The following is a 20,633-nucleotide window of genomic DNA, read 5'->3' as shown; positions in this document are numbered from 1 at the left end:
CGCCTCTCAGAACAGGTGCGGCAGCGGGATGCGCAGGCCGTAGAGGAACAGGGCGTAGAAGGCCGCGACGGTGCCGAGCGAGACCGCGATCGTGGAGCGCCAGGACTCGCCGCCGAGGAAGCGCAGCCACACCACGCACAGGGCGAAGGCGGGGATCTCGAACCCGAGGGTCGGGATCAGGAGGCCGAGCGCGACGAAGGTCGCGACCCCGACGAGCGGCAGCGCGCTGGCGCGGCTGAACCGCTCGCTGTCCGTGAGGCCACGACCGACGAGGAGCAGGGCGAGCGAGAGCACGACGACGACCACCGAGACGACCATCGGCCAGAGGCCCGGGCCGGGTCGCGCGAGCGACCCGAGCCCGTAGCCCTGGGCGAGCACCGCGCCGGCGAGGCCGACCCCGAGCGTGACGAGCGCGGCGACGACCTGGTAGGCCGGGCCGCCCGCGGGCGGTCGCTGCTCCTCCAGCTCGTGGGCCACCTCGGCCTCGAGCTCGGCGAGGATGTCGCCCTCGCCGACCCGCCGCGCGGTGGTGCGCTCGTCGCTCATCGTCGTTCCTCCGGGGTGGGGGTGGTCAGCTGGCGTCGCCGAGGTCGATGCCGTACTCCTCGACCAGGGAGGCGTAGCGCTCGCGGTCGCTCTCGAGCATCTCGACGACCTCGTCGCCGGGGACCTCGAGCGGAGTGAGGCTGTTCTGCTCGTTGAACGCCTGGTAGTCCTCGGTCTCGAAGGTGGCCTGCATGCCCTCCCAGATCGTGTCCTTGACGTCCTGGGGCGTGCCCTTGGGGGTCGTCATGAAGCGGTACTGGTAGACCTCGACGTCGAGGCCCTGCTCGGTGGCGGTCGGGACGTCGGGCAGGAAGTCGATGCGCTCGGGGGCGTACACCGACAGGGCGGTGAGCTTGCCGTTCTCGATGTTCTCGATGGCCTCGCCGGTCTGCAGGCAGGCGGTGTCGACCTGGTTGCCGAGCAGCGCGGTCAGGGCCGGGGCGCCGCCGTCGAAGGGCACCGCCTCGGAGTCGATGTCGCCGCTCTCGTAGGTCAGCGCGCAGGCGAGCTGGGCGCCCGTGCCGACGCCGGTGGTGCCGTAGGTGAGCTTCTTGCCGGCGCCCTTCAGGTCGTCGATGCTCGTCCACGGGTTCTCGGAGTTGGTGACGAGCACGTAGTCGTCGCGGGAGACGCCGCCGACGACGTCGAAGTCGTCGATGCTGGTGACCTCGTCCTCGGCCACCGCGAGGGGCGTGATCGCGAAGAGCGAGGCGTTCTGGATCGAGATGATGGAGCCGTCGGGCTCGGCCTGCTGGACCTCGGCCGCCGCGAGAGCGCCGTTGGACCCGGAGCGGTTGAGCACCGAGAAGGTCTCGCCGAGCTCGTCGGACAGGCCGCCGGCGATCTGGCGCGAGATGAGGTCCGAAGAGCCGCCCGGGTCGGCGCCGACGTACATCTCGACCGAGCCGGAGGGATACGCGCCGCCGTCGTCCCCGCCGGTGGTGGTGGAGACGCCGCCGCAGGCGGACAGGGCAAGGGCGGCGCCAGTGGCGACGGCCGCCAGGCTGAGGGTCTGCTTGCGCATGGTGGTGCTCCTTGTTCGGGGTGTGACCACCGACACTAGGATTCGACGACGATGCCGGTCCAAGCCCGTTTCGGCATGGACTGATCCATCCCGTGCATCGTACCCTCGCCGCGTGATCACCCTGGACCAGGTCCGCTCCTTCGTCGCGGTCGCGGAGGAGCTGCACTTCGGGCGCGCCGCGGAGCGCCTGCGGATGACGCAGCCGCCGCTGTCGCGGCAGATCCAGAAGCTCGAGAAGTCGGTCGGCGCGCGCCTGCTCGAGCGGGACAACCGTCGCGTCGAGCTGACCGGCGCCGGTCTGGCGTTCCTCGACGAGGCCTACCGCCTGCTCAACCTCGTCGAGGGCGCGGGCGACCTCGCCCGCCGGGTCGACGCCGGGGCCGCGGGCGTCGTCTGCCTGGGGTTCACCGCCGTCTCGGCGATCTCGATCCTCGGCCCGCTGCTGCGCCGGCTGACCGCCGAGCTGCCCGACGTCGAGGTGGTGCTCTCGGAGCGGGTGACCAACGCACAGGTCGACGGCATCCGCCGCGGCGAGCTCGACATCGGCCTGGCGCGACCGCCGTTCGACACCTCGCTGCTGCGCTCGCGCGTCGTGCTGCGCGAGCCGTTCATGGCGGTGGTGCCGGTCTCGCACGCGTTGGCCGGGGTGGAGCGGCCGCTCACGCCCGACGACTTCGAGGGCGCGACGGTCATCGGCTACAACCCCGACCAGTCCCGCTACTTCCACGAGCTGTCCGTGCGCTTCTTCGCCAACGCCCACCCGCGCATCGACCAGCGGGTGCACCAGGTGCTCACGGCGATGCTGCTCGTCAGCGCCGAGCGCGGGGTCACCCTCGCGCCGGCCTCCGCGGAGTCCTTGCACGTGGACGGGGTGGTCTTCAAGGAGCTGGCGCACCACGGCGGGGACACCCGCGTCGACGCCGACCCGGACCGGCCCGTGGAGCTGCACGCCATCTGGTCCCGCGAGGCGGTCACCCCGGTCGTGCGCCGCGTGCTCGACGTGGTGGCCACGGCCGCGGACCGCTGATCCGCGCCGTTTCGGTTCCATGGCGCCCGCTCCCGTGTGACAGTTGGAGGGACGTGCCGTCTGCCGAGGTGCGGCAGGGGGTGCGATGCAGGACCAGACAGCAGGCCGGGACACGGGAGTCCCGTGGGCCGACGACCAGACGCGCCAGCACCTGCAGGTGCTCGTCGAGGGCGTCGCCACGCTCGCCGGCTTCGAGCAGTCGGCCATCAGCCTGCGCCGCGACGGGCACTTCGAGGTGGTCGCCGCGGCCGGCGTCGAGGAGGGCTTCGTCGGACGGCTCGTGCCGACCCGGGCCATCGAGGAGGACCTGGCCGGCGCCGACGACTGGGGAGTGTGGCGCTTCGTGCCGCACGACCGCACGACAGCGGAGGTCCTGGAGTACAGCTACGTCCCGGACGTGACGCCCCTCGAAGGCGACGACGCCTGGCACCCCCACAACCTGCTCGCCGCTCCGCTCCACGACGAGGAGGGACGGCTGCGCGGCCTGCTGTCGGTCGACAGCCCGCACAACGGCCGCGTCCCCGGCCCCGACCAGCTGGCGGTGCTCACCAAGTACGCCGGCCTCGCCCGCACGCTGGTCCTCCTCGCGCTCGAGCGCGAGGAGCTCGCCGAGCGGGTGCGGATGGCGACCGAGGCCCGCGAGATCGTCCGCCAGGCGTCGGGCGAGCCGACGCTCGACCTGGTCCTGGAGGCCTGCCGGTCGACGCTGGTGTCGTGCTTCGGCGCCGCGGGCATCTGGCTGACCGCGTTCGACGACGACGGCGCCACCTCCACCATCTCCTACTCCCGCGGCAGCGACGTCGCGCCGCCCTTCTCCGAGATCGACGACGTCGTGGTGCGGCTGGCGCACCGCTACTGGGCCGACCAGTACGTCGCCCCTTTCTCGCGTGCCAACGCGGCCCAGCCCGGCCTGCCGCCCGAGGACGCCGAGCGCCTCCTCGCCTTCCTCGACCGCATCGGCATCGGGTCCGTGCTGTTCGTGCCGCTGGGCGCGGGACCGCGGTGCCTGGGCTTCCTCGTGCTGACCCGGGTCTCGGACGTGCGTGCGTGGACCGACGTGGAACGTGACGCGGCGATGGACATCGGGCGCGACCTCGGTCGCGCCGTCGCCAACGCCCGGCAGCTCGAACGCGAGCGTGCGGTCGCCGACCGGCTCCGCCGGCTCGACAGCTACCGCGTCGAGGTGGTCAACACCCTGGGCCACGAGCTGCGCAACCCGCTCTTCTCGATGAGCGCCAACCTCGAGCTGCTCGACGTCGGCGACCTCGACGAGGAGAGCCGGCGGTCGGTGGCGGCCGCCAGTCGCGGCGCCACCCGCATGCGGGCGGTGATCGAGGACATGCTCACGGTGGCGCAGATGTCGGACCCGCGCCGGGAGTTCGATCCCGTCCCGGTGGACCTGCGCCGCGTCGTGCACGACGTCTACGACGAGTGCCACGCCGCCGCGTCGGCGGGCGGCGTGGAGTGCGCGGCCCACCTGCCGAACGAGCCGGCGTTCGTGGCCGGGCAGCCCGACGAGCTGCACCGGTTGCTGACCAACCTCGCCTCCAACGCCATCAAGTACACCGATCCGGGCGGCCGGGTCACCGCCCGCGTCGAGCAGTGCGACGGCCGGGTCTCGATCAGCATCGAGGACACCGGCATCGGCATCTCCCGCCGCGACCAGGAGCAGCTCTTCCGTGAGTTCTTCCGCTCCACCAACCCCGCCGCGCTCGTGCGGCCCGGGACCGGACTGGGGCTCGCGATCGTGGCCCGCATCGTCGACCGCCACGCGGGCACCATCGAGCTCGACTCCGAGCGGGGTCGGGGCACGACCGTGACGGTCTCGCTGCCCGCCTACGAGGGCGACGTCAGCGACGGCTGAGCGTGAGGGTCATGAACGTGCTGTTCGGGTCCTCGACGTAGGACCCGAACGGTGGGCACGGCACGAAGCCCGCTGCGGCGTAGAACCTCCGCGCCGGCTCGAAGAACGCCATGCTGCCGGTCTCCAGCGACACCCGCTCGACCCCGCGCGCCCGTGCGTCGTCCAGGACGTGCGCCAGCAGGGCGGTCGCGACGCCCCGCCCCCGCGACCGTGGCTCGGTGCGCATGCTCTTGAGCTCCTCGTGCCGCTCGGTGAGCCCGGCGAGGGCGGCCGTGCCGACGATGGCGCCGGCGCTGCGGTCACCGTCGGCCCCGTCGGCCCCGTCGGCCCCGTCGTCGTCCCGCGTCGCGACCGCGACCCAGAGCCGTACGTGGTCGGCCTGCAGCGCGGTCAGGTCGAGGGCGTGGCGGCTCTCGGGAGGGGCGGTCGGCTCCATGTCGTCGAGGTGCGCCTGGAGGAACGCGGCGAGTCGCGGATCGGTGAAGTCGGCGCGGGAGATGTGCACGGGGCCAGTGTGGGACAGCGATGTTTCGCAGAGGTGACGTCGCGGTGGCTTGGGGCGCACCGGGTGGTGCGCCCCAGCCACCGCGCTCGCGTCCGGTCAGTCGGCGGGCAGGTAGACCCGCTGCGGGATGGTGTCGTAGACGGACGGGTCGAGCGTGGCGATCGAGCCGTCGGCGACGGCGTCGACCAGGCCGCCGAGCCCGATCTCGATCTGCTTGCGCAGCATGCCGTTGCGCTTCATGCCGTCGTACTGCGTCTGGCTGGACGTCTCGAAGAGCACGACCGCGCTGCCCCGGAGGGCGAACGAGCCGAGCGCGGTGCCGGGCAGGTTCGTGTCCTGCGGGTACAGCGTGAGGTCGCCGTAGCCGGACCGGCCGTAGTCCTGGAGCGCCTCGTAGACCGCGACGTTGGCGCGCTTGGACGCCTCCATGTCGAACTCCGGCCACGTGCCGAACTCGCTCGGGTCGTCGATGAACTTCGCCGAGATCGAGAGCGGCGACATGCTCTCGAGGTCCTCGGTGGCGTAGCAGGACCACTGGTTGTGGAGGTCGACGAAGTAGTCGACCGTGCCGAACTCCGCCTCCAGCCCGCGGTAGACGTCACGGACCGTCTGGGCCTCCGGCGTGATGTACCAGCCGGTGTCGGCGCTGTTGCCGGGGAAGTCGGCCGGCTGCGGGACGTAGTCGAGGTCGGGGTTGAAGTCGCGGTTGACGTCGAAGCCGCCGACGCGGGTGTTGTAGTTCCACGCCGGGGCGACGCCCGCGAGCTGCGGGAAGGCCGCCACGACGTCCGCCCACGTCATCTCGTTCTGCCGCGTGTCGCGCTCGCCCCCGTCCACGTTGAGCCGGGGGATCGCGACGATGGTGACCTCCTCGCGCAGCGCCGCGGCCTCCGGGGTCGCCCCGCCCCAGCGGCGGAGCAGGTCGAGCAGCGCCTCGGTGCCGTGGTTCTCGTTGCCGTGGATCTGCGACTGGACGAAGACGACGGTGTCGCCCTCGCCGACGCGAGCGGTGTAGATCTCGCGGCCCTGGTTGCTCTCGCCCACGACCTCGACGTCGACGACGCCCTTGGTCGAGCGCTCGATGCCCTCGAGGGTCCGGGTGAGCTGCGCGTGGTTGACGAAGCCGTTGTTGCCCGAGCCCGAGGCCTCGGTGCCGCAGTGCGACTCCGGCGGGATGGCGGTCGCGGGTGACGAGGTGGTCATGGCGACGATCCCGAGAGGGAGGGCCAGTCCGGTGAGGACGGCCGTCCAACGTCGTGCAGACATGCGTTCTCCACATCAGTTGTGCCCGGCGAGCCGAGCGATCGACAGGTGCACGCACCGTACGTCGATCGTCCGACACGGCACCAGAGCCCCCCGGCCGACGTGGCCGGATCCGGTCAGGGCCGCGGGTTCGTCCGCTTCCACGGCCGGCTGTCGCGCTTCTCGCCCATGCCGGCGGCACAGCGACGGCAGACCTCGCTGACCCGGTCGGCGTCACGGCCGGTGGCGGGCTGGGCGTCGACCCACTGGATGTGCGGGAAGCGGTGCAGGCGCGCCTTGCTGAGGGGGATCCCGCACAGCGTCTGGTTGGTGCCCCGCAGCCACGCGTGGACGAGGCCGGCGGGGGCGCGGAAGCCGTCGGGGTCGGTCCACCGGTCGGTGGCCGCGACCGCTGCGTCCTTGGGTGCCATGGGCCCCCGGTGCCCCGCATCGACTCCTCCATGCCGGGTACCGCCGAGCATGAGCGACGGACAGGCAGACCAGACCCGGCAGGACCCCACCCAGGTGCACGAGCAGCCCGACACCGAGGGCGAGCAGCTCCCGAAGCCCGGCGACGACCAGTCGGTCACCGCGGAGATGGGTGAGAAGCCCGACCACGGCGAGGAGACCTACCGGGGGCACGACCGGCTCCTCGACCAGGTCGCCGTGATCACAGGCGGCGACTCCGGCATCGGCCGCGCGGTCGCCCTGGCGTTCGCGCGCGAGGGTGCCGACGTGGTGATCGCCTACCTCGAGGGGGAGGACGACGACGCCCGCGAGACCGGACGCCTCGTCGAGGACGCCGGACGCCGGGCCGTGCTCGTGCCGACGGACCTCGTCGAGGAGGAGGCCTGCCAGGCGCTGGTGGACAGGACCGTCGCGGAGCTCGGGCGCATCGACATCCTCGTCAACAACGCGGCGTACCAGATGGCGCAGCCCGGCGGCCTGGCCGACATCACGACCGAGCAGCTCGACCGGGTGATGCGCACCAACGTCTACGCGATGTTCTGGCTGTCCAAGATGGCGCTGCCGCACATGAAGAAGGGCGCCTCCATCATCAACACCTCCTCGGTGCAGTCGTCCTCGCCGTCGCCCGAGCTTCTCGACTACGCGGCGACGAAGGCCGCGATCGTGAACTTCACCCGCGGCCTCGCGCAGACCGTCGCCGAGAAGGGCATCCGGGTCAACGCCGTCGCGCCCGGGCCCATCTGGACGCCGCTCATCCCGGCCACGATGCCGCCCGAGAAGGTGAAGACGTTCGGCGAGCAGACCCCGATGGGACGGGCGGGCCAGCCGGCCGAGGTCGCGACCGCCTTCGTCTTCCTGGCCTCGCCCGAGTCGAGCTTCATCACCGGCGAGGTCATCGCGGTCACCGGGGGGCAGCCGGTCACGATGTGAGCGCCACCCGCGCACCGGACGTCATGAGGATCTCCGCTCCGGGCCGGAGATCCTCATGACGTCGTCGCGTGGGGTCGGCGCGCGGTGAGCGCGGCGTACCCCTCGCGGTAGGTCGGGAAGCCCGGGGCCCAGCCGGTCGACCGGAGCCGGGCGTTGGTCAGCCGCTTGCCGTGCCCCTGCTCCGGGTCGGCCGGCGGGGGCGCGGGCGCCCCGAGCCGCTGCGCCAGGTACGCCGCCACGTCGCCCATCTGCGCCGGCTCGTCGTCGGTGCCGAGGTAGAGGCGCTCGGGCTCGGCGTCCATCGTCAGCAGGTGCACGACCGCCGCGGCGGCGTCGGCGCGGTGGATGCGGTTCGTCCAGCGGTGCGGGTCGTCGACGCGCCCCTCCCGGACCGTGTCGAGCAGGCGGGTGCTGCTGCCGCCGTAGAGCCCCGAGAGCCGCAGCACCGTGCCCCGCGGAAGGCGCCGGTGGAACGCCTCCTCCGCCTCGACGAGCACCCGTCCGGGCCCGTCGGCCGGTGCGGCCGGGGTCGTCTCGTCCTCGAGGTCGGGGCGTGCACCGCTCGGGTGCACGGCGGTCGAGGAGACGAGGACGGCGCGCTCCGGCGGGGCGGCCAGCGCGTCGAGCGCGCGCGCCATCCCCTCGACGTACGTCGCCCGGTAGGCCTCCTCGGTCCGCGGCCGCGCGGTCAGCGCGACGACCACCAGGCGGGGGCGTACGTCGCCCAGGTCGGGCGCCTCGCGCGAGAGGTCCACCGACCGGACGACCAGCGGGGCAGGCACCCGGTCGGCGTTGCGGCGCAGCGCCAGCACGCCGTGGCCGAGTCCGGCAAGCCGCAGCCCGACCGCGGCCCCGAGGTCGCCGCAGCCGACGAGCAGGACGTCGGTGGTCATGCGGCGAACGTACCCGCCCACGACCACGACCTCGCACCTCCGTGGGCGTCCTCCGCTCCCGCCGGGCCGTCCGTCCGTACCCCCGCCCCCAGGTAACGCCACCACGCCGACACTCCCGCCCCCACCGGTGGGGGCGGGAGCGCGGCGTTGGTGGCGTTACCCGCGGTTGGATGCCGGAGGAGCATCACCAGATACAAAATGGGGCTTGGACAGGCATCGTCACCTCTTCCTAGGTTGGTGAGCACCGCCACATCCCGGCGGTGGCACGACACCGTGCACCCGCCTCGGACCGAAGGACGCAGCGTGACGAAGTACAGCCCCACCGAGCTCGTCGAGACCCTGGGCGGCGGACTGCTGTCGTTCCCGGTCACCCACTTCGACGCCGACCTGCAGCTCGACGAGCCGGCCTACCGCGAGCACCTGGAGTGGCTCAGCGGCTACCCGGTCGCCGGGCTGTTCGCCGCCGGAGGCACGGGCGAGGGCTTCTCGCTGAGCGCCGACGAGGCCGACCGCGTGGTGCGGGCCGCGATCGCCGGAGCCGGCGGGAAGGTGCCGGTGCTCGCGCCCGCCACCGGCTCGACGGTCAACGCGGTGGCGCAGGTCCGGGCGGCCGAGGAGGCCGGCGCCGACGGCATCCTGCTCATGCCGCCCTACCTCACCGAGGCGGGCCAGCGGGGCCTCGTCGAGCACATCAGCGCCGTCTGCGCGGCCACCGACCTGGGGGTCATCTACTACTCGCGCGCCAACGCCGTCCTCGGTACCGACGCGCTGGAGCAGGCCTGCGCGCGCAACGCCAACCTCGTCGGGTTCAAGGACGGCGTCGGCTCGATCGAGCAGATGACCCGCACCTACGCCCAGCTCGGCGACCGCCTCGTCTACGTCGGCGGGCTGCCGACCGCCGAGGTGTTCGCCCTGCCGCTGCTCCAGCTCGGTGTCACCACGTACAGCTCGGCGATCTTCAACTTCGTGCCGCGGTTCGCGCTCGACTTCTACGACGCGGTGCGCCGCCAGGACCAGGCGACGGTCTACGCCATGCTCAACGACTTCGTCATCCCCTACACCAAGATCCGCGACCGCGAGTCGGGCTACGCGGTGTCGATCGTGAAGGCGGGCCTCGCCGCCGTCGGCCGCCCGGCGGGCCCGGTGCGCCCGCCGCTGTCGGACCTCACCGAGGCCGAGCGCTCCGAGCTCCAGACGCTCGTGGACAAGGTGGCAGGCTCGAAGGCCTGAGCGTCTCCAACCCGCAGCCCGCCAGCACCAGCAGGACAACTGGGAGGAACACCCCCGTGACCGATCAGGCCACCAGCATCATCGCCGGCACCGACTCCGAGCAGCCCGACGTCGCCGCCGCCACGACGGCCGCGGCCGCGGCGTTCGCCGCCTACCGCTCGACCACGCCGCAGGAGCGCAGCGCCTTCCTCGAGGCGGTCGCCACCGAGATCGAGGCGGACAAGGACGCCATCGTCCCCGAGGCCGTCCGCGAGAGCGGACTGCCCGAGGGGCGCATCGCCGGCGAGGTCGGCCGCACGACCGGCCAGCTGCGCATGTTCGCCGGCGTGGTGGCCCGCGGCGACCACCTCGGCGTCCGCATCGACCCCCCGATGCCCGAGCGGGCGCCGCTGCCGCGCGCCGACATCCGCCAGCGGATGGTGCCGCTGGGCCCGGTCGCGGTCTTCGGCGCCAGCAACTTCCCGCTCGCCTTCTCGACCGCCGGCGGCGACACCGCCTCCGCGCTCGCGGCGGGCTGCCCGGTCGTCGTCAAGGGCCACCCCGCCCACCCGGTCACCGGCACGCTCGTCGCGCGAGCGGTCGCCCGCGCCGTGGAGCGGTGCGGCCTGCCCGCGGGCACGTTCTCGTTCGTGCTCGGCGGCATCGAGACCGGCCAGGAGCTCGTCGCCGATCCCCGCATCGCCGCGGTCGGCTTCACCGGCTCCCGCGGTGGCGGGCTCGCCCTCGTGCAGGCCGCGGCCGCCCGCGAGGTCCCGATCCCGGTCTACGCCGAGATGTCGTCGATCAACCCGGTGGTCGTCCTGCCCGGCGCGCTGGCCGGCGACGTCACCGCGCTCGCCGAGGCGTACGTCGCCAGCCTGACGCTCGGCGCCGGCCAGTTCTGCACCAACCCCGGCCTGCTGTTCCTGCCGTCGGGTGACCGGGGCGACGCGTTCCTGCGCGCCGCCGGCGACGCGGTGGCCGCGGCCGCCGGGCAGCCGATGCTGACGCCCGGCATCGCCGAGGCGTACGCCAGCGGCACCGCCAGCCTGCGCGGCACCGAGGGCATCCGGGTGGTCGGCGAGGGCACGGCCTCCGGCGACCACGCCCCGGCGCCGGTGATCTACGAGGCGCCGGCCGAGCTGCTCGCGCTCGAGGACACCACGGTCACCGACGAGGTGTTCGGTGCGTCCGGCGTGGTGGTCCGCTTCGACGACGTCGCCGAGCTGCTGCCGCGCCTCGAGGGCCTCGAGGGCCAGCTCACCGCCACCGTCCACGCCGACCCGGACACCGACGGCGAGGACGCCGCGGCGCTGCTCCCGGTGCTCGAGCTGCGAGCCGGACGCATCCTGTTCAACGGCTGGCCCACGGGCGTGGAGGTGGGCCACGCGATGGTGCACGGGGGCCCGTTCCCCGCCACCTCCGACGGTCGCAGCACCAGCGTCGGCAGCCTCGCCATCGAGCGCTTCCAGCGTCCCGTCGCCTACCAGGACGTCCCGCCCGCGCTCCTGCCGGCCGCGGTCAGCGACGACAACCCCTGGGGCCTGCGCCGCCGGATCGACGGAGAGCTCGAGTGAGCGCCACGACGATCGCGAAGGTCGACGTCGTCCCGGTCGCCGGGCACGACTCGATGCTGCTCAACCTCAGTGGCGCGCACGGCCCGTTCTTCACCCGGAACATCGCGATCGTCACCGACTCCGAGGGCCGCGAGGGCCTGGGCGAGGTGCCGGGCGGCGAGGCCATCCGGCAGACCATCGCCGACGCCGCGCAGATCCTGGTCGGGCAGCCGGTCGCGGCGTTCCGCAGCCTGCTGCGGCGGGTCGCCACGGCGTACGCCGAGCGCGACGCCGGCGGTCGGGGCCTGCAGACCTTCGACCTCCGCACCACGATCCACGCGGTCACCGCGCTCGAGTCGGCGCTGCTCGACCTCTCCGGCCAGGCGCTCGGCGTGCCGGTCGCCGAGCTGCTCGGCGACGGACAGCAGCGGGCGAGCGTGCCGATGCTCGGCTACCTGTTCTACGTCGGCGACCCCGACCGCACCGACCTGCCCTACCTGCGGGAGCCGGACGGTGCCGACGACTGGGAGCGCCTGCGCCGCGAGGAGGCGATGACCCCCGAGGCCGTCGTCCGGCTCGCCGAGGCCGCGCAGACCCGCTACGGCTTCGCCGACTTCAAGCTCAAGGGCGGTGTGCTGCCGGGTGAGGAGGAGGTCGCGGCCGTCACCGCCCTGCACGAACGCTTCCCCGACGCCCGGATCACCCTCGATCCCAACGGCGGCTGGCTGCTCGAGGACGCGGTGCGCCTGCTGGCGGGCACGCACGACGTGCTCGCCTACGCCGAGGACCCGTGCGGCGCGGAGGGCGGCTACTCCGGTCGGGAGGTGATGGCGCAGTTCAAGCGCCGCACCGGCCTGCGCACCGCCACCAACATGGTCGCCACCGACTGGCGCCAGATGGCCGACGCCGTGCGCACCAACGCCGTCGACATCCCGCTCGCCGACCCGCACTTCTGGACGATGGCCGGCTCGGTCCGGGTCGCGCAGCTGTGCCACGACTTCGGCCTGACGTGGGGCTCTCACTCCAACAACCACTTCGACGTGTCGCTGGCGATGTTCACGCAGGTCGGTGCCGCGGCGCCCGGCGAGATCACCGCCCTGGACACCCACTGGATCTGGCAGGACGGACAGGGCCTGACGACGGAGCCGCTCCGGATCCGCGACGGCGCGATCGAGGTGCCCACCGCCCCCGGCCTGGGCGTCACGCTCGACCGGGACCGGCTGGCCGAGGCGCACGAGCTCTACCGCGAGCACGGGCTCGGCGCGCGCGACGACGCGGTGGCCATGCAGTACCTCGTGGAGGACTGGGCGTTCGACCCCAAGCGGCCGTGCCTGGTCCGGTGACGGGACGCTGAGGCGGTCCGCACGCCGGCTCCGCAGCGCATGCCGTGCCTCGGCGACGGGAACGGGCGCCCATGACGGACCTCGGACTCCTCCTCGCCCGCCACGGCTACACCGCGGTCGCCCGCGACCGTGCCGCCCGCAGCGGCGGGGACACCTACGTCTCGCGGCTCCTCGGCCGCCGGACGGTGGTCCTCGGTGAGCCCGAGGGGGCGCGGGCCTTCTACGACGAGTCGCTGGCCCGGCGCGCCCGTGCCATCCCGCCGCCCCTCGCCTGGCTGCTGTTCGGCCGGGGCGCCGTGCACGGGATGGACGGCACCCCGCACCGCGACCGCAAGCGGCTCTTCCTCGACGTCCTCGACCCGGCCGGGTTCGACCTCCTCCTCGACGAGGTCCGCGGCGCGCTGGTGACGCGATCGGCCGGCTGGGCCGGCCGGGAGGCCGACCTCCACCGCGAGCTCGTGTCGGTCTACGGCTCGGCGGTTCTGCGCTGGGCGGGCCTCGACCTGCCCCGCCGGGAGGCGGACCTGGTGAGCCGGCGCCTGTCCGAGATCGTGGACGGCTTCGGCTTCGCCGGCCGGGCCTACGTCCGGGGCTGGCGGGGACGGCGCTGGGCCGAGCGCTGGGCGCGCGGGGTCGTCTCGGACGCCCGGCGGGGGCGCATCGACGCGCCGCCCGGGACCGCGGTGCGCGCGTTCGCCGACAGCGACCTCGACGCCCGCACGGCCGGGGTGGAGCTGCTCAACGTGCTCCGGCCGACGGTCGCCGTCAGCTGGCTCGGCACCTTCGTGGCCGTGGCGCTGGCCGCGACCACGCCGCAGCAGCGCGCCGTGCTCCGCTCCGCCACCGGCGACCGGCAGCGCTTCGCGTTCGCACAAGAGGTGCGCCGGACCTCGCCCTTCGTGCCGGTCCTGACGGCCACGGCTCTCCGCGGGGCGACGGTGTCGGGCGTCCGCGTGCGCCGGGGCAACCGGCTGCTGCTCGACGTCATCGGCATCGACCACCACCCGTCGCGGTGGCCCGAGCCGCACCGGTTCGTGGCCGACCGCTTCCTCGACCACGGCACCGTCCCGGCGCCGCTGGCCTTCGAGCTCGTGCCGCAGGGCGGCGGGCACCCCTCGGGTCACCGGTGCCCGGGCGAGTCACTGACCCTGCGGCTGCTGAGCGAGACGACGCGCGTGCTCGCGGGCTTCGACGCGCACTTCCCGGGCGTCCGGATCGACGCCGCGCGCATGCCGACCCTCCCCGACGGGAGCGACCGGGTGCGGCTCACGCCGGTCGACGTGGCCGTCGCCCGGAGCGCATGACGCGGACGGCCCCGGGCACTGAGAACGCATGACGCACCGAGGACAGGACGAGCCCGCATCCGACAGTGCCCAGCGCGACCGCTCGGCCCCCGACCCGGAGGACGCCGGCAAGCCCGACTCGCCCGACGACCTGCGCAAGCCGACCTGGGGCTACTCCCTGCGCAAGACCCTGCGCGAGTTCCTGGACGACCAGTGCACCGACCTCGCCGCGGCGCTCACCTACTACGCCGTCCTCGCCCTGTTCCCCGGCATGATCGCCCTGCTGTCGCTCGTCGGCCTCGTCGGGCAGCAGCAGCAGACCGTCGACACGCTGCTGCAGATCCTGCGCGACATCGGCGCGTCCTCGGCCGCCGACACCCTCGAGCCGACCCTCACCCAGCTGGCGGGCAGCCAGGGCGCCGGCCTCGCGCTGGTCATCGGCCTGGCGACCGCCCTCTGGTCGGCGTCCGGCTACGTCAACGCCTTCAGCCGCGGCATGAACCGCGTGTACGAGATCGAGGAGGGGCGACCGGTCTGGAAGCTGCGTCCCGTCATGCTGCTCATCACGCTCGTCACCGTGCTGCTCGCCGCGGTGGTCGCCGTCGGCCTGGTCCTCACCGGTCCGGCCGCCGAGGCCGTCGGCAGGGCTATCGGGCTGGGGGACACCGCGGTGACCGTGTTCAACATCGCGAAGTGGCCGGTGCTGCTGGCCGTGGTGGTGCTCATCGTGGCCCTGCTCTACTACGCCACCCCGAACGTCAAGCAGCCGAAGTTCCGCTGGATCAGCGTGGGCGCCCTGGCCGCGATCATCGTGTGGGTCATCGCCTCGGCGGCCTTCGGCTTCTACGTCGCGAACTTCTCGAACTACAACAGGACCTACGGCTCGCTGGCCGGTGTCATCGCCTTCCTGCTGTGGCTGTGGATCACCAACCTCGCCCTGCTGTTCGGGGCGGAGCTCGACGCCGAGCTCGAGCGCGGCCGGCAGCTGCAGGCCGGCATTGCTGCCGAGGAGGAGCTCCAGCTCCCGCCGCGCGACACGCGCAAGTCCGACAAGGCGGCGGCGAAGGAGCAGGAGGACATCGAGCGGGGACGGCGGCTGCGCGCGTCGCGCGGCAAGGAGTCCTGACGAGCGGCGGTCAGCCCGCCGCCGCGAGGAACGCGTCGACCTCCGCCACCGTCGGCGCGGACTCCGGGCCGCGGCGGGTGACCTTGATCGCCGCCGCGGCGTTCGCGCGGCGGCAGCCCTCCACCCAGGGCGTGCCGGCGGCGACCTCCGCCAGCAGCGCGCCGGTGTGGGTGTCGCCCGCGCCGTTGGTGTCCACCGGCGTCTGCGGGAACCCTGGGACGTACGTCGTCGCGCCGGCGACGCGCACGGCGCACCCCTGCGGTCCGTCGCGCACCACGGCGACCGCGTCGCCGCGCAGCAGCGGCGCCACCGCGGTGGTGAGGTCGGCCAGACCCGCCGGCGGCGTGCGGCCCGTGACGCGCAGGAGGTCCTCGGCCTCCTCGGCGTTGCTCGACCACACGTCGGTCACCTCGAGCATCTCGCGGCGCACGTCGTCCGGCAGACCGGCGAAGGCGGCGCCGGGGTCGAGCACGACGACCACGTCCGGGTGCAGCTGCGGCAGCCAGGCCAGCAGCGGGTCGCGGGTGCTCGCGAGGGCGAGCGAGAAGCCGGTGACGCAGACCAGGTCTCCCGGCTGCGGGACCGACGTCGCCAACGAGGCGACGGAGATCCGGCGCTCGGCCCCGAGCGTGGTGACGAAGGTGCGCTCGGCGCTCGGCTCGACCATGACGACGCAGATGCCGGTGTCGAGCCCCGGCACCGGGGCCGCGGAGGCGGCGATCCCCTCGGCGGCCAGGACGGAGCGGACCAGGTCGCCGTGCGGTCCGGTGCCGACGGCTCCCGCGTGCACGCAGTCCGCGCCGAAGCGCGCCGCGGCGACCAGCACGGTCACCGCCCCGCCGGCGTAGTCGGTGGCCGAGGACGCCATCACGTTCTGGCCGCGGGCGGGCAGGTCGGGCACCTCGACCACCACGTCGACCAGGGCCTGGCCGGTGTGGACCACCCGGCTCACCGCAGCACGTCCTCGCTGGTGGCCAGGGTGATCTGCGGCGGGTAGAGCGCCATCACGTCCAGGGCGGCCCGCTGGTTCTCGGGGGTCGACCCCGCGCACGCGTCGGTGACCAGGGTGATCGTGGCCCCGGCGTCCGCAGCCGCCAGTGCCGTGGAGATCACGCAGCAGTCGGTCGACACGCCCGCCAGCACGAGGTGCGGCGTCGGGCCGGTCACCGCCTGCAGCTCCTTGCTCCACTTGCCGAAGGTCGGCAGCGAGACGACGGTGTCGGTGAGGTCATGCAGCTCCGGCACCACCTCGAGCAGCGGGTCGTCCTCCGGCACCTGCGCGAACGGCCATGCGTCGAGGTACGCCTGCCAGCTGCCCTCCGGCTCCGCCGACGGCACCCAGCGCGTCACCACGGTGCGCTCGGCCGCCGCGGCGGCGAGGCGTCGTACGGGCTCGACGACCGCGGGGAACATCGGCGAGCCCCAGGGGCTGGCGGGATCGGCGAAGATCCGCTGCGGGTCGATGACGACCAGCCAGGCGTCGGGGTGCATGGCGACCACCCTGTCAGAAGCCGCGGGTCGGGTGCGCAGCCCTGCGGCGGCCACCCGCACGCGGGCGCCCGCCCCCCGCCACGGCAGGCAGCGGCCGCCGGTCCCCCGACCGGCGGCCGCTGGTGGGCACGAGGGAAGCGGCTACTTCACCTCGGCACGGAGGACCGCGCGCAGGCCGAGGGCCAGCGGGATCCAGAGCCACACGAGGGTGGTCACGCCGAGGTGCTGCCACTGCTCGGCGGTCACGGTGTCGTTGAACAGGCCCGTGATGGCGTAGTTGACGTCGACCCACGGCTGGAGGTCGCGGAACCACTCTTGGAACGCAGCCAGGGCGGCGAAGGCACCGGGCAGCACCAGCGAGTAGACGAAGTAGCCGACCACGGCGCCGGCCGAGCTGCGGAACAGCACGCCGAGGGTGAAGCCGATCAGCATGCCGAGCACGTTGGCCAGGACGATGCGCCCGAACTCGAGGGCGGAGACGTCCCAGACCGGGTCGAGCCCGGTGACGGCCGAGGCGAGGAGGTTGCCGACGACGCCGACGGCCAGCGCGAGCGCCATGCCGGCCACGCCGATGGCGACGGCGACGACGAGCTTGGCGGCGACCACGCGGCCGCGCCACGGGACGAGCGTGAACGTCGTGAGGCCGGTGCGCTGGCTGTACTCGCTGGTGACCGACAGGATCGCGATGATCGGCAGCACGACCGACAGGGGCATGCCCATCGCCGACGCGAAGGTCTCGAGGGTGATCGCCTCGTCGGGCGCCCACAGGATGACCGCCGCCGACGCGAGCACCGCGACGATGCCCACGCTGGCCATCAACCAGAAGCCCGCGCGGGTGTCGAACATCTTGCGCAGCTCGACCCCGACGAGGCGGGTGGTCGGGATGGGGCGTACGGCGCGCGCCGGGCGGGGTGCCCCGGCGCTCGCCCGCGCGACGCCCGGGGCGGGGTGCGGGCCGGCGGTGTGGCCGGCGGTGTGGCCGGCGGTGTGGCCGGCGGTGTGGTCGGGGGTGCGGGTGGCGGTGCTCGTGCTGGTGCTCATGCTGCTGCTCCTTCGGGGGCGGTCTCGTCGCGGGAGGTCTGGGCGGTGAGCTCGAGGAACATCTCCTCGAGGCCGGCGCCGTCGGCGGGCCGCAGCTCGCGGAGGACGACGCCGGCGCGCTGGGCCGTCGCGCCCACGAGCTCGGGGTCCGCGTCGACGCGCAGGCCGCCGTCGACGGGGGTGGTGACGACCGCGGCCTCGTGGAGGGCGCGGGCGAGGCGGTCGACGTCGGCGGTGCGCACCAGCGTGCCGGCGGCGGCGAGCAGCTCGGTCTTGCTGCCCTGCGCCACGATGCGGCCCTGGCCGATCACCACGATGTCGTCGGCGATCACCTCGATCTCGTGCAGCAGGTGGGAGGACAGCAGGACGGTGCCGCCCTCGTCGGCGAAGCCGCGGAGCAGGTCGCGCATCCACCGGATGCCGGCCGGGTCGAGGCCGTTGGCGGGCTCGTCGAGGATCAGCACCTGCGGGTCGCCGATGAGGGCGGTGGCGATGCCGAGGCGCTGGCGCATGCCGAGGGAGTAGTTGCGCACGCGGCGCTCGGCCTCGGACTCGGTGAGGCCGACCCGGGCCAGGGTCTCCGCGACGCGGCTCTTGGGCAGGCCCATCGTCTGCGCCGCGATCGCGAGGATCTCGCGGCCGGTGCGCCCGGCGTGCTGGGCCGAGGCGTCCAGCAGCACGCCGACCTCCAGGCCGGGGTTGACGAGCTCGCGGTAGTCGCGGCCGGTGATGGTCACGCGGCCCGAGCCGGGGCGGGTGAGGCCGACCATGATGCGCATGGTGGTGGACTTGCCGGCGCCGTTGGGACCGAGGAAGCCGGTGACCCGACCGGTCGCGGCCGTGAAGGAGACGTTGTCGACGGCTGTGAAGGAGCCGTACTGCTTGGTGAGGTGCTCGACGCTGATCATGCGTCCCAGCGTCCCGGCCGGGCAGGCGCCGGCGCATCGGGGACAGGGCCCCGCCGGCCCCTGAGGTCGACCCCGAGGAACCCCGCAGCCGGTGCTCGGGGGTGCCCGCGCGGGCCGTTGGGACGACCTTGGGACAATGGGCGCGTGAGCCAGCCGACCAGCCAGCGTCCACCCCAGGTCACCCTGGCGGTGGGCATCGTCGTGCTGTCGTCGGTGGTGGTGCTGCTGTCCGTCTGGGAGCGGGTGACCACGCTCGGCTCGCTCGAGACGCAGGAGGCGGTCCGCGACGCGCTGGCCGAGGCGCCGTTCTCCTCCCTCGACCTCACCGTCAACGCCACGACCGACCTGATCCGGGTCATGTGCATGGTCGCCGCGGCGTGCGCGTGCGCGACCGCCATCCTCGGGTGGTACGCCCGCAGGCCGGACCGCGCCGCCCGGCTGGGACTGACGCTCTTCGCCGTCCCGGTCTTCGTCACCGGCATGGCCGCGGGGGGCCTCGCCGGCTCCTTCGTCGCGGCCGGCGCCGCGATGCTCTGGCTGCAGCCCGCCCGCGAGTGGTTCGCCACCGGCAGGTGGACCCCGCCCGACCCCGCCGCCGGACGGGGCCGCGGGGCGGGCAGGAGTGCGCCGCCGGCGGACCCGGCGAGCCCCCCGGACCCCTGGGCCCGGCCGGCGCAGGACGCCCCGCAGGGGCCGACGAGCCCGCCGCCGGCCTCGCGCCCGTTCGGCGAGCCGGCGCCGTCGGGGGAGCCGGGCCGACCCGGGCAGCCGGGCGCGCCGGCGCAGGGACCGGTCGCGCCCCACGCGTCGACCTCGCCCTACGGCCAGCCGTACCCTCCCGGGCACGCCCAGGGCGCGGCGGCCCCCTGGCACCAGCCCGCGCGTCCGCAGGCGCGTCCCGGTGCGCTGGTCGCTGCCTTCGTGATCACGGTCGTCACCGCCGGGGGGCTGCTCGCGATGTCCCTGCTCTGGCTGGCGATCGCCGGGCTGTCGCCCGACTTCTTGATGAGCGTGCTGGAGCAGGAGCAGCCGCAGCTGGTCGAGGACGGCATGACGCTCCAGGAGGTGCGCGCGGTGGTCGTCGCCGTCTCCGGCGCCTTCATCGTCTGGTGCGCCGTCGCGCTGGTGCTCGCCGGCTTCGCGATGGCCCGGCGCGAGTGGGCGCGGCGGGGACTGATGGCCAGCGCGGCCTTCAGCGCCGGCACCTGCTTCGTGCTCGTGCTGACGGCGCCCATCGTGCTCGTCCCGGCCGCGGCGGCCGTCGCGACGGTGGTGTGCCTGCGGCGCGGCGACGTACGCCGCTGGTTCGCCCTCGACGCGCGCTGAGCCGCGGCCGCGACGCGGGCCGGGCCGTGGGCCGGCGTGGTGAGATGTAGCCATGAGCGACCAGGAGCAGCCCGGCCCGACGCACCGGCCCTACGGCCAGTCCGACCCCTACGGCGTCCCGCCCACCGGCGGCCAGAGCCCCTACGGGCAGCCGCCCTCCTACGGCCAGCCGCCCACCTACGGCCAGCAGGCCTACGGGCAGCAGCCCGCCGGTGACCGGCGCCCCGGCACGGTCACCGCGGCGGCGTGGATCACGATCGTCTTCTCGGCGCTGACCGCGATCCTCTTCGCCCTGGTGGCCGTCGTCTTCGTGGTCGCCCGCGAGGACTTCGTCACCGCCTTCGAGGAGGAGATGCGCAACGGCGTGGGCGCCTCCGAGCTCGACGTCGACGCCGAGTCCCTGGCCGGCGTGATCGTGGCGGTGCTCGTGGCCTTCGCGATCTGGGCGCTGATCGCCCTCGTGCTCGCGGTCTTCGTGCTGCGCCGGTCCAACGTCGCGCGTGTGCTGCTCGTCATCTCGAGCGCCGTGACGGCGCTCTTCTCGCTCATCGGCATCGCCAGCGGCATCTCGGTCGTGCCGCTCGTGGCCGCCTTGGCGGTGATCGTGCTGCTCTTCGTCGGCGGCGCCGGCGACTGGTTCAGGGGACAGGCCTCCGGCGGGGTGCCGGCGTACCAGGGCCAGCAGCACCCGGGCACCAGCCACCAGGGCAGCGGGGCCACCGGCTCCGACGCCTCGCCCGACCCGTACGGCCAGGACAACCCCTACGGGCGGGACAACCCCTACGGCCAGGACCCGTACGGCCGGCCGCCCTCGGGCGGCGACGGCCCCGAGGGCTCGGGGCGCTGACCGG

20 protein-coding genes are annotated in these 20,633 nt (G+C 74.0%); 10 read left to right on the top strand and 10 right to left on the bottom strand.

The window, feature by feature from the left end; genetic code table 11:
- Nucleotides 1-6: 6 nt before the first annotated feature.
- Nucleotides 7-546, bottom strand: coding sequence for a tripartite tricarboxylate transporter TctB family protein (locus tag J3P38_RS06830; RefSeq protein ID WP_210439073.1), 540 nt, complete (start codon nucleotides 544-546; stop codon nucleotides 7-9).
- A 25-nt stretch (nucleotides 547-571) separates the two neighbouring features.
- Nucleotides 572-1,570 (bottom strand): Bug family tripartite tricarboxylate transporter substrate binding protein, encoded by a 999-nt coding sequence (locus tag J3P38_RS06825; protein WP_210439072.1) that lies wholly within the window; start codon nucleotides 1,568-1,570, stop codon nucleotides 572-574.
- Nucleotides 1,571-1,682: 112 nt separating this feature from the next.
- Between J3P38_RS06825 and J3P38_RS06820 the strand changes: the two genes are divergently transcribed.
- Together J3P38_RS06820 and J3P38_RS06815 are read left to right on the top strand one after the other, a co-directional pair.
- Complete coding sequence (locus J3P38_RS06820; RefSeq protein ID WP_210503065.1) at nucleotides 1,683-2,597, top strand: LysR family transcriptional regulator; 915 nt, start codon at nucleotides 1,683-1,685, stop codon at nucleotides 2,595-2,597.
- A gap of 85 nt (nucleotides 2,598-2,682) precedes the next feature.
- The gene (locus J3P38_RS06815) at nucleotides 2,683-4,461 is read left to right on the top strand and encodes a sensor histidine kinase (RefSeq protein ID WP_210439068.1); all 1,779 of its coding nucleotides are present in this window, start codon (nucleotides 2,683-2,685) and stop codon (nucleotides 4,459-4,461) included.
- Here J3P38_RS06815 and J3P38_RS06810 read toward each other — a convergent pair.
- From J3P38_RS06810 to J3P38_RS06800, 3 genes are all read right to left on the bottom strand, one after another.
- On the bottom strand, nucleotides 4,448-4,966 hold the full coding sequence (locus tag J3P38_RS06810; protein ID WP_210503064.1) for a GNAT family N-acetyltransferase: 519 nt from the start codon (nucleotides 4,964-4,966) through the stop codon (nucleotides 4,448-4,450). The two genes, J3P38_RS06815 and J3P38_RS06810, sit on opposite strands and share 14 nt — an antisense overlap.
- Before the next feature lie 96 nt (nucleotides 4,967-5,062).
- A complete protein-coding gene (locus tag J3P38_RS06805) occupies nucleotides 5,063-6,169 on the bottom strand; it encodes a M14 family zinc carboxypeptidase (RefSeq protein WP_210503063.1) in 1,107 nt (368 codons plus the stop codon).
- A 176-nt stretch (nucleotides 6,170-6,345) separates the two neighbouring features.
- Entirely contained in the window at nucleotides 6,346-6,639 is a 294-nt protein-coding gene (locus tag J3P38_RS06800) for a hypothetical protein (RefSeq protein ID WP_210439063.1), read from the bottom strand.
- 49 nt (nucleotides 6,640-6,688) lie between these two features.
- Between J3P38_RS06800 and J3P38_RS06795 the strand changes: the two genes are divergently transcribed.
- Nucleotides 6,689-7,606: a glucose 1-dehydrogenase gene (locus J3P38_RS06795; protein ID WP_210439061.1), complete on the top strand. Its 918-nt coding sequence runs from the start codon at nucleotides 6,689-6,691 to the stop codon at nucleotides 7,604-7,606.
- 53 nt (nucleotides 7,607-7,659) lie between these two features.
- On the opposite strand, the gene J3P38_RS06790 is transcribed toward J3P38_RS06795, so the two are convergent.
- Nucleotides 7,660-8,499 carry a Rossmann-fold NAD(P)-binding domain-containing protein gene (locus J3P38_RS06790; protein WP_210439059.1) on the bottom strand — a complete coding sequence of 280 codons (840 nt, stop codon included), beginning with the start codon at nucleotides 8,497-8,499 and terminating at the stop codon, nucleotides 7,660-7,662.
- Nucleotides 8,500-8,802: 303 nt separating this feature from the next.
- On the opposite strand from J3P38_RS06790, the gene kdgD reads away from it, so the two are divergent.
- From kdgD to J3P38_RS06765, 5 genes are all read left to right on the top strand, one after another.
- Entirely contained in the window at nucleotides 8,803-9,729 is a 927-nt protein-coding gene (kdgD, locus tag J3P38_RS06785; RefSeq protein ID WP_210439058.1) for a 5-dehydro-4-deoxyglucarate dehydratase, read from the top strand.
- A gap of 56 nt (nucleotides 9,730-9,785) precedes the next feature.
- Nucleotides 9,786-11,285, top strand: a complete 1,500-nt coding sequence (locus J3P38_RS06780; protein ID WP_210503062.1) for an aldehyde dehydrogenase (NADP(+)) — start codon at nucleotides 9,786-9,788, stop codon at nucleotides 11,283-11,285.
- Nucleotides 11,282-12,607: an enolase C-terminal domain-like protein gene (locus J3P38_RS06775; RefSeq protein ID WP_307807755.1), complete on the top strand. Its 1,326-nt coding sequence runs from the start codon at nucleotides 11,282-11,284 to the stop codon at nucleotides 12,605-12,607. The genes J3P38_RS06780 and J3P38_RS06775 overlap by 4 nt, the downstream gene beginning before the upstream one ends.
- Nucleotides 12,608-12,678: 71 nt before the next feature.
- On the top strand, nucleotides 12,679-13,911 hold the full coding sequence (locus J3P38_RS06770) for a cytochrome P450 (protein ID WP_210439054.1): 1,233 nt from the start codon (nucleotides 12,679-12,681) through the stop codon (nucleotides 13,909-13,911).
- 28 nt (nucleotides 13,912-13,939) lie between these two features.
- Nucleotides 13,940-15,016 carry a YihY/virulence factor BrkB family protein gene (locus J3P38_RS06765; RefSeq protein ID WP_210439053.1) on the top strand — a complete coding sequence of 359 codons (1,077 nt, stop codon included), beginning with the start codon at nucleotides 13,940-13,942 and terminating at the stop codon, nucleotides 15,014-15,016.
- Between the two features lie 10 nt (nucleotides 15,017-15,026).
- On the opposite strand, the gene J3P38_RS06760 is transcribed toward J3P38_RS06765, so the two are convergent.
- The 4 genes from J3P38_RS06760 to J3P38_RS06745 all read right to left on the bottom strand — a co-directional run bounded on the left by J3P38_RS06760 (nucleotide 15,027) and on the right by J3P38_RS06745 (nucleotide 18,456).
- Nucleotides 15,027-15,968, bottom strand: coding sequence for a PfkB family carbohydrate kinase (locus J3P38_RS06760; protein ID WP_210439051.1), 942 nt, complete (start codon nucleotides 15,966-15,968; stop codon nucleotides 15,027-15,029).
- Nucleotides 15,965-16,507 (bottom strand): cysteine hydrolase family protein, encoded by a 543-nt coding sequence (locus J3P38_RS06755; RefSeq protein WP_210503061.1) that lies wholly within the window; start codon nucleotides 16,505-16,507, stop codon nucleotides 15,965-15,967. The genes J3P38_RS06760 and J3P38_RS06755 overlap by 4 nt, the downstream gene beginning before the upstream one ends.
- Nucleotides 16,508-16,648: 141 nt before the next feature.
- Nucleotides 16,649-17,548, bottom strand: coding sequence for an ABC transporter permease subunit (locus tag J3P38_RS06750; protein WP_210439047.1), 900 nt, complete (start codon nucleotides 17,546-17,548; stop codon nucleotides 16,649-16,651).
- Entirely contained in the window at nucleotides 17,545-18,456 is a 912-nt protein-coding gene (locus J3P38_RS06745) for an ABC transporter ATP-binding protein (RefSeq protein WP_210439046.1), read from the bottom strand. Before J3P38_RS06745 ends, J3P38_RS06750 begins: the two co-directional genes overlap by 4 nt.
- A gap of 144 nt (nucleotides 18,457-18,600) precedes the next feature.
- On the opposite strand from J3P38_RS06745, the gene J3P38_RS06740 reads away from it, so the two are divergent.
- Both J3P38_RS06740 and J3P38_RS06735 read left to right on the top strand, forming a co-directional pair.
- On the top strand, nucleotides 18,601-19,782 hold the full coding sequence (locus J3P38_RS06740) for a hypothetical protein (RefSeq protein ID WP_210503060.1): 1,182 nt from the start codon (nucleotides 18,601-18,603) through the stop codon (nucleotides 19,780-19,782).
- A gap of 52 nt (nucleotides 19,783-19,834) precedes the next feature.
- Entirely contained in the window at nucleotides 19,835-20,629 is a 795-nt protein-coding gene (locus J3P38_RS06735; protein WP_210503059.1) for a hypothetical protein, read from the top strand.
- The last annotated feature ends 4 nt before the right edge of the window (nucleotides 20,630-20,633 follow it).

The sequence above is a fragment of the Nocardioides xinjiangensis genome, assembly GCF_017916455.1.
GTDB lineage: Bacteria > Actinomycetota > Actinomycetes > Propionibacteriales > Nocardioidaceae > Nocardioides > Nocardioides xinjiangensis.
Note: the sequence above shows the minus strand (reverse complement) of the source record. Positions and strands in the feature narration are given on the sequence as shown.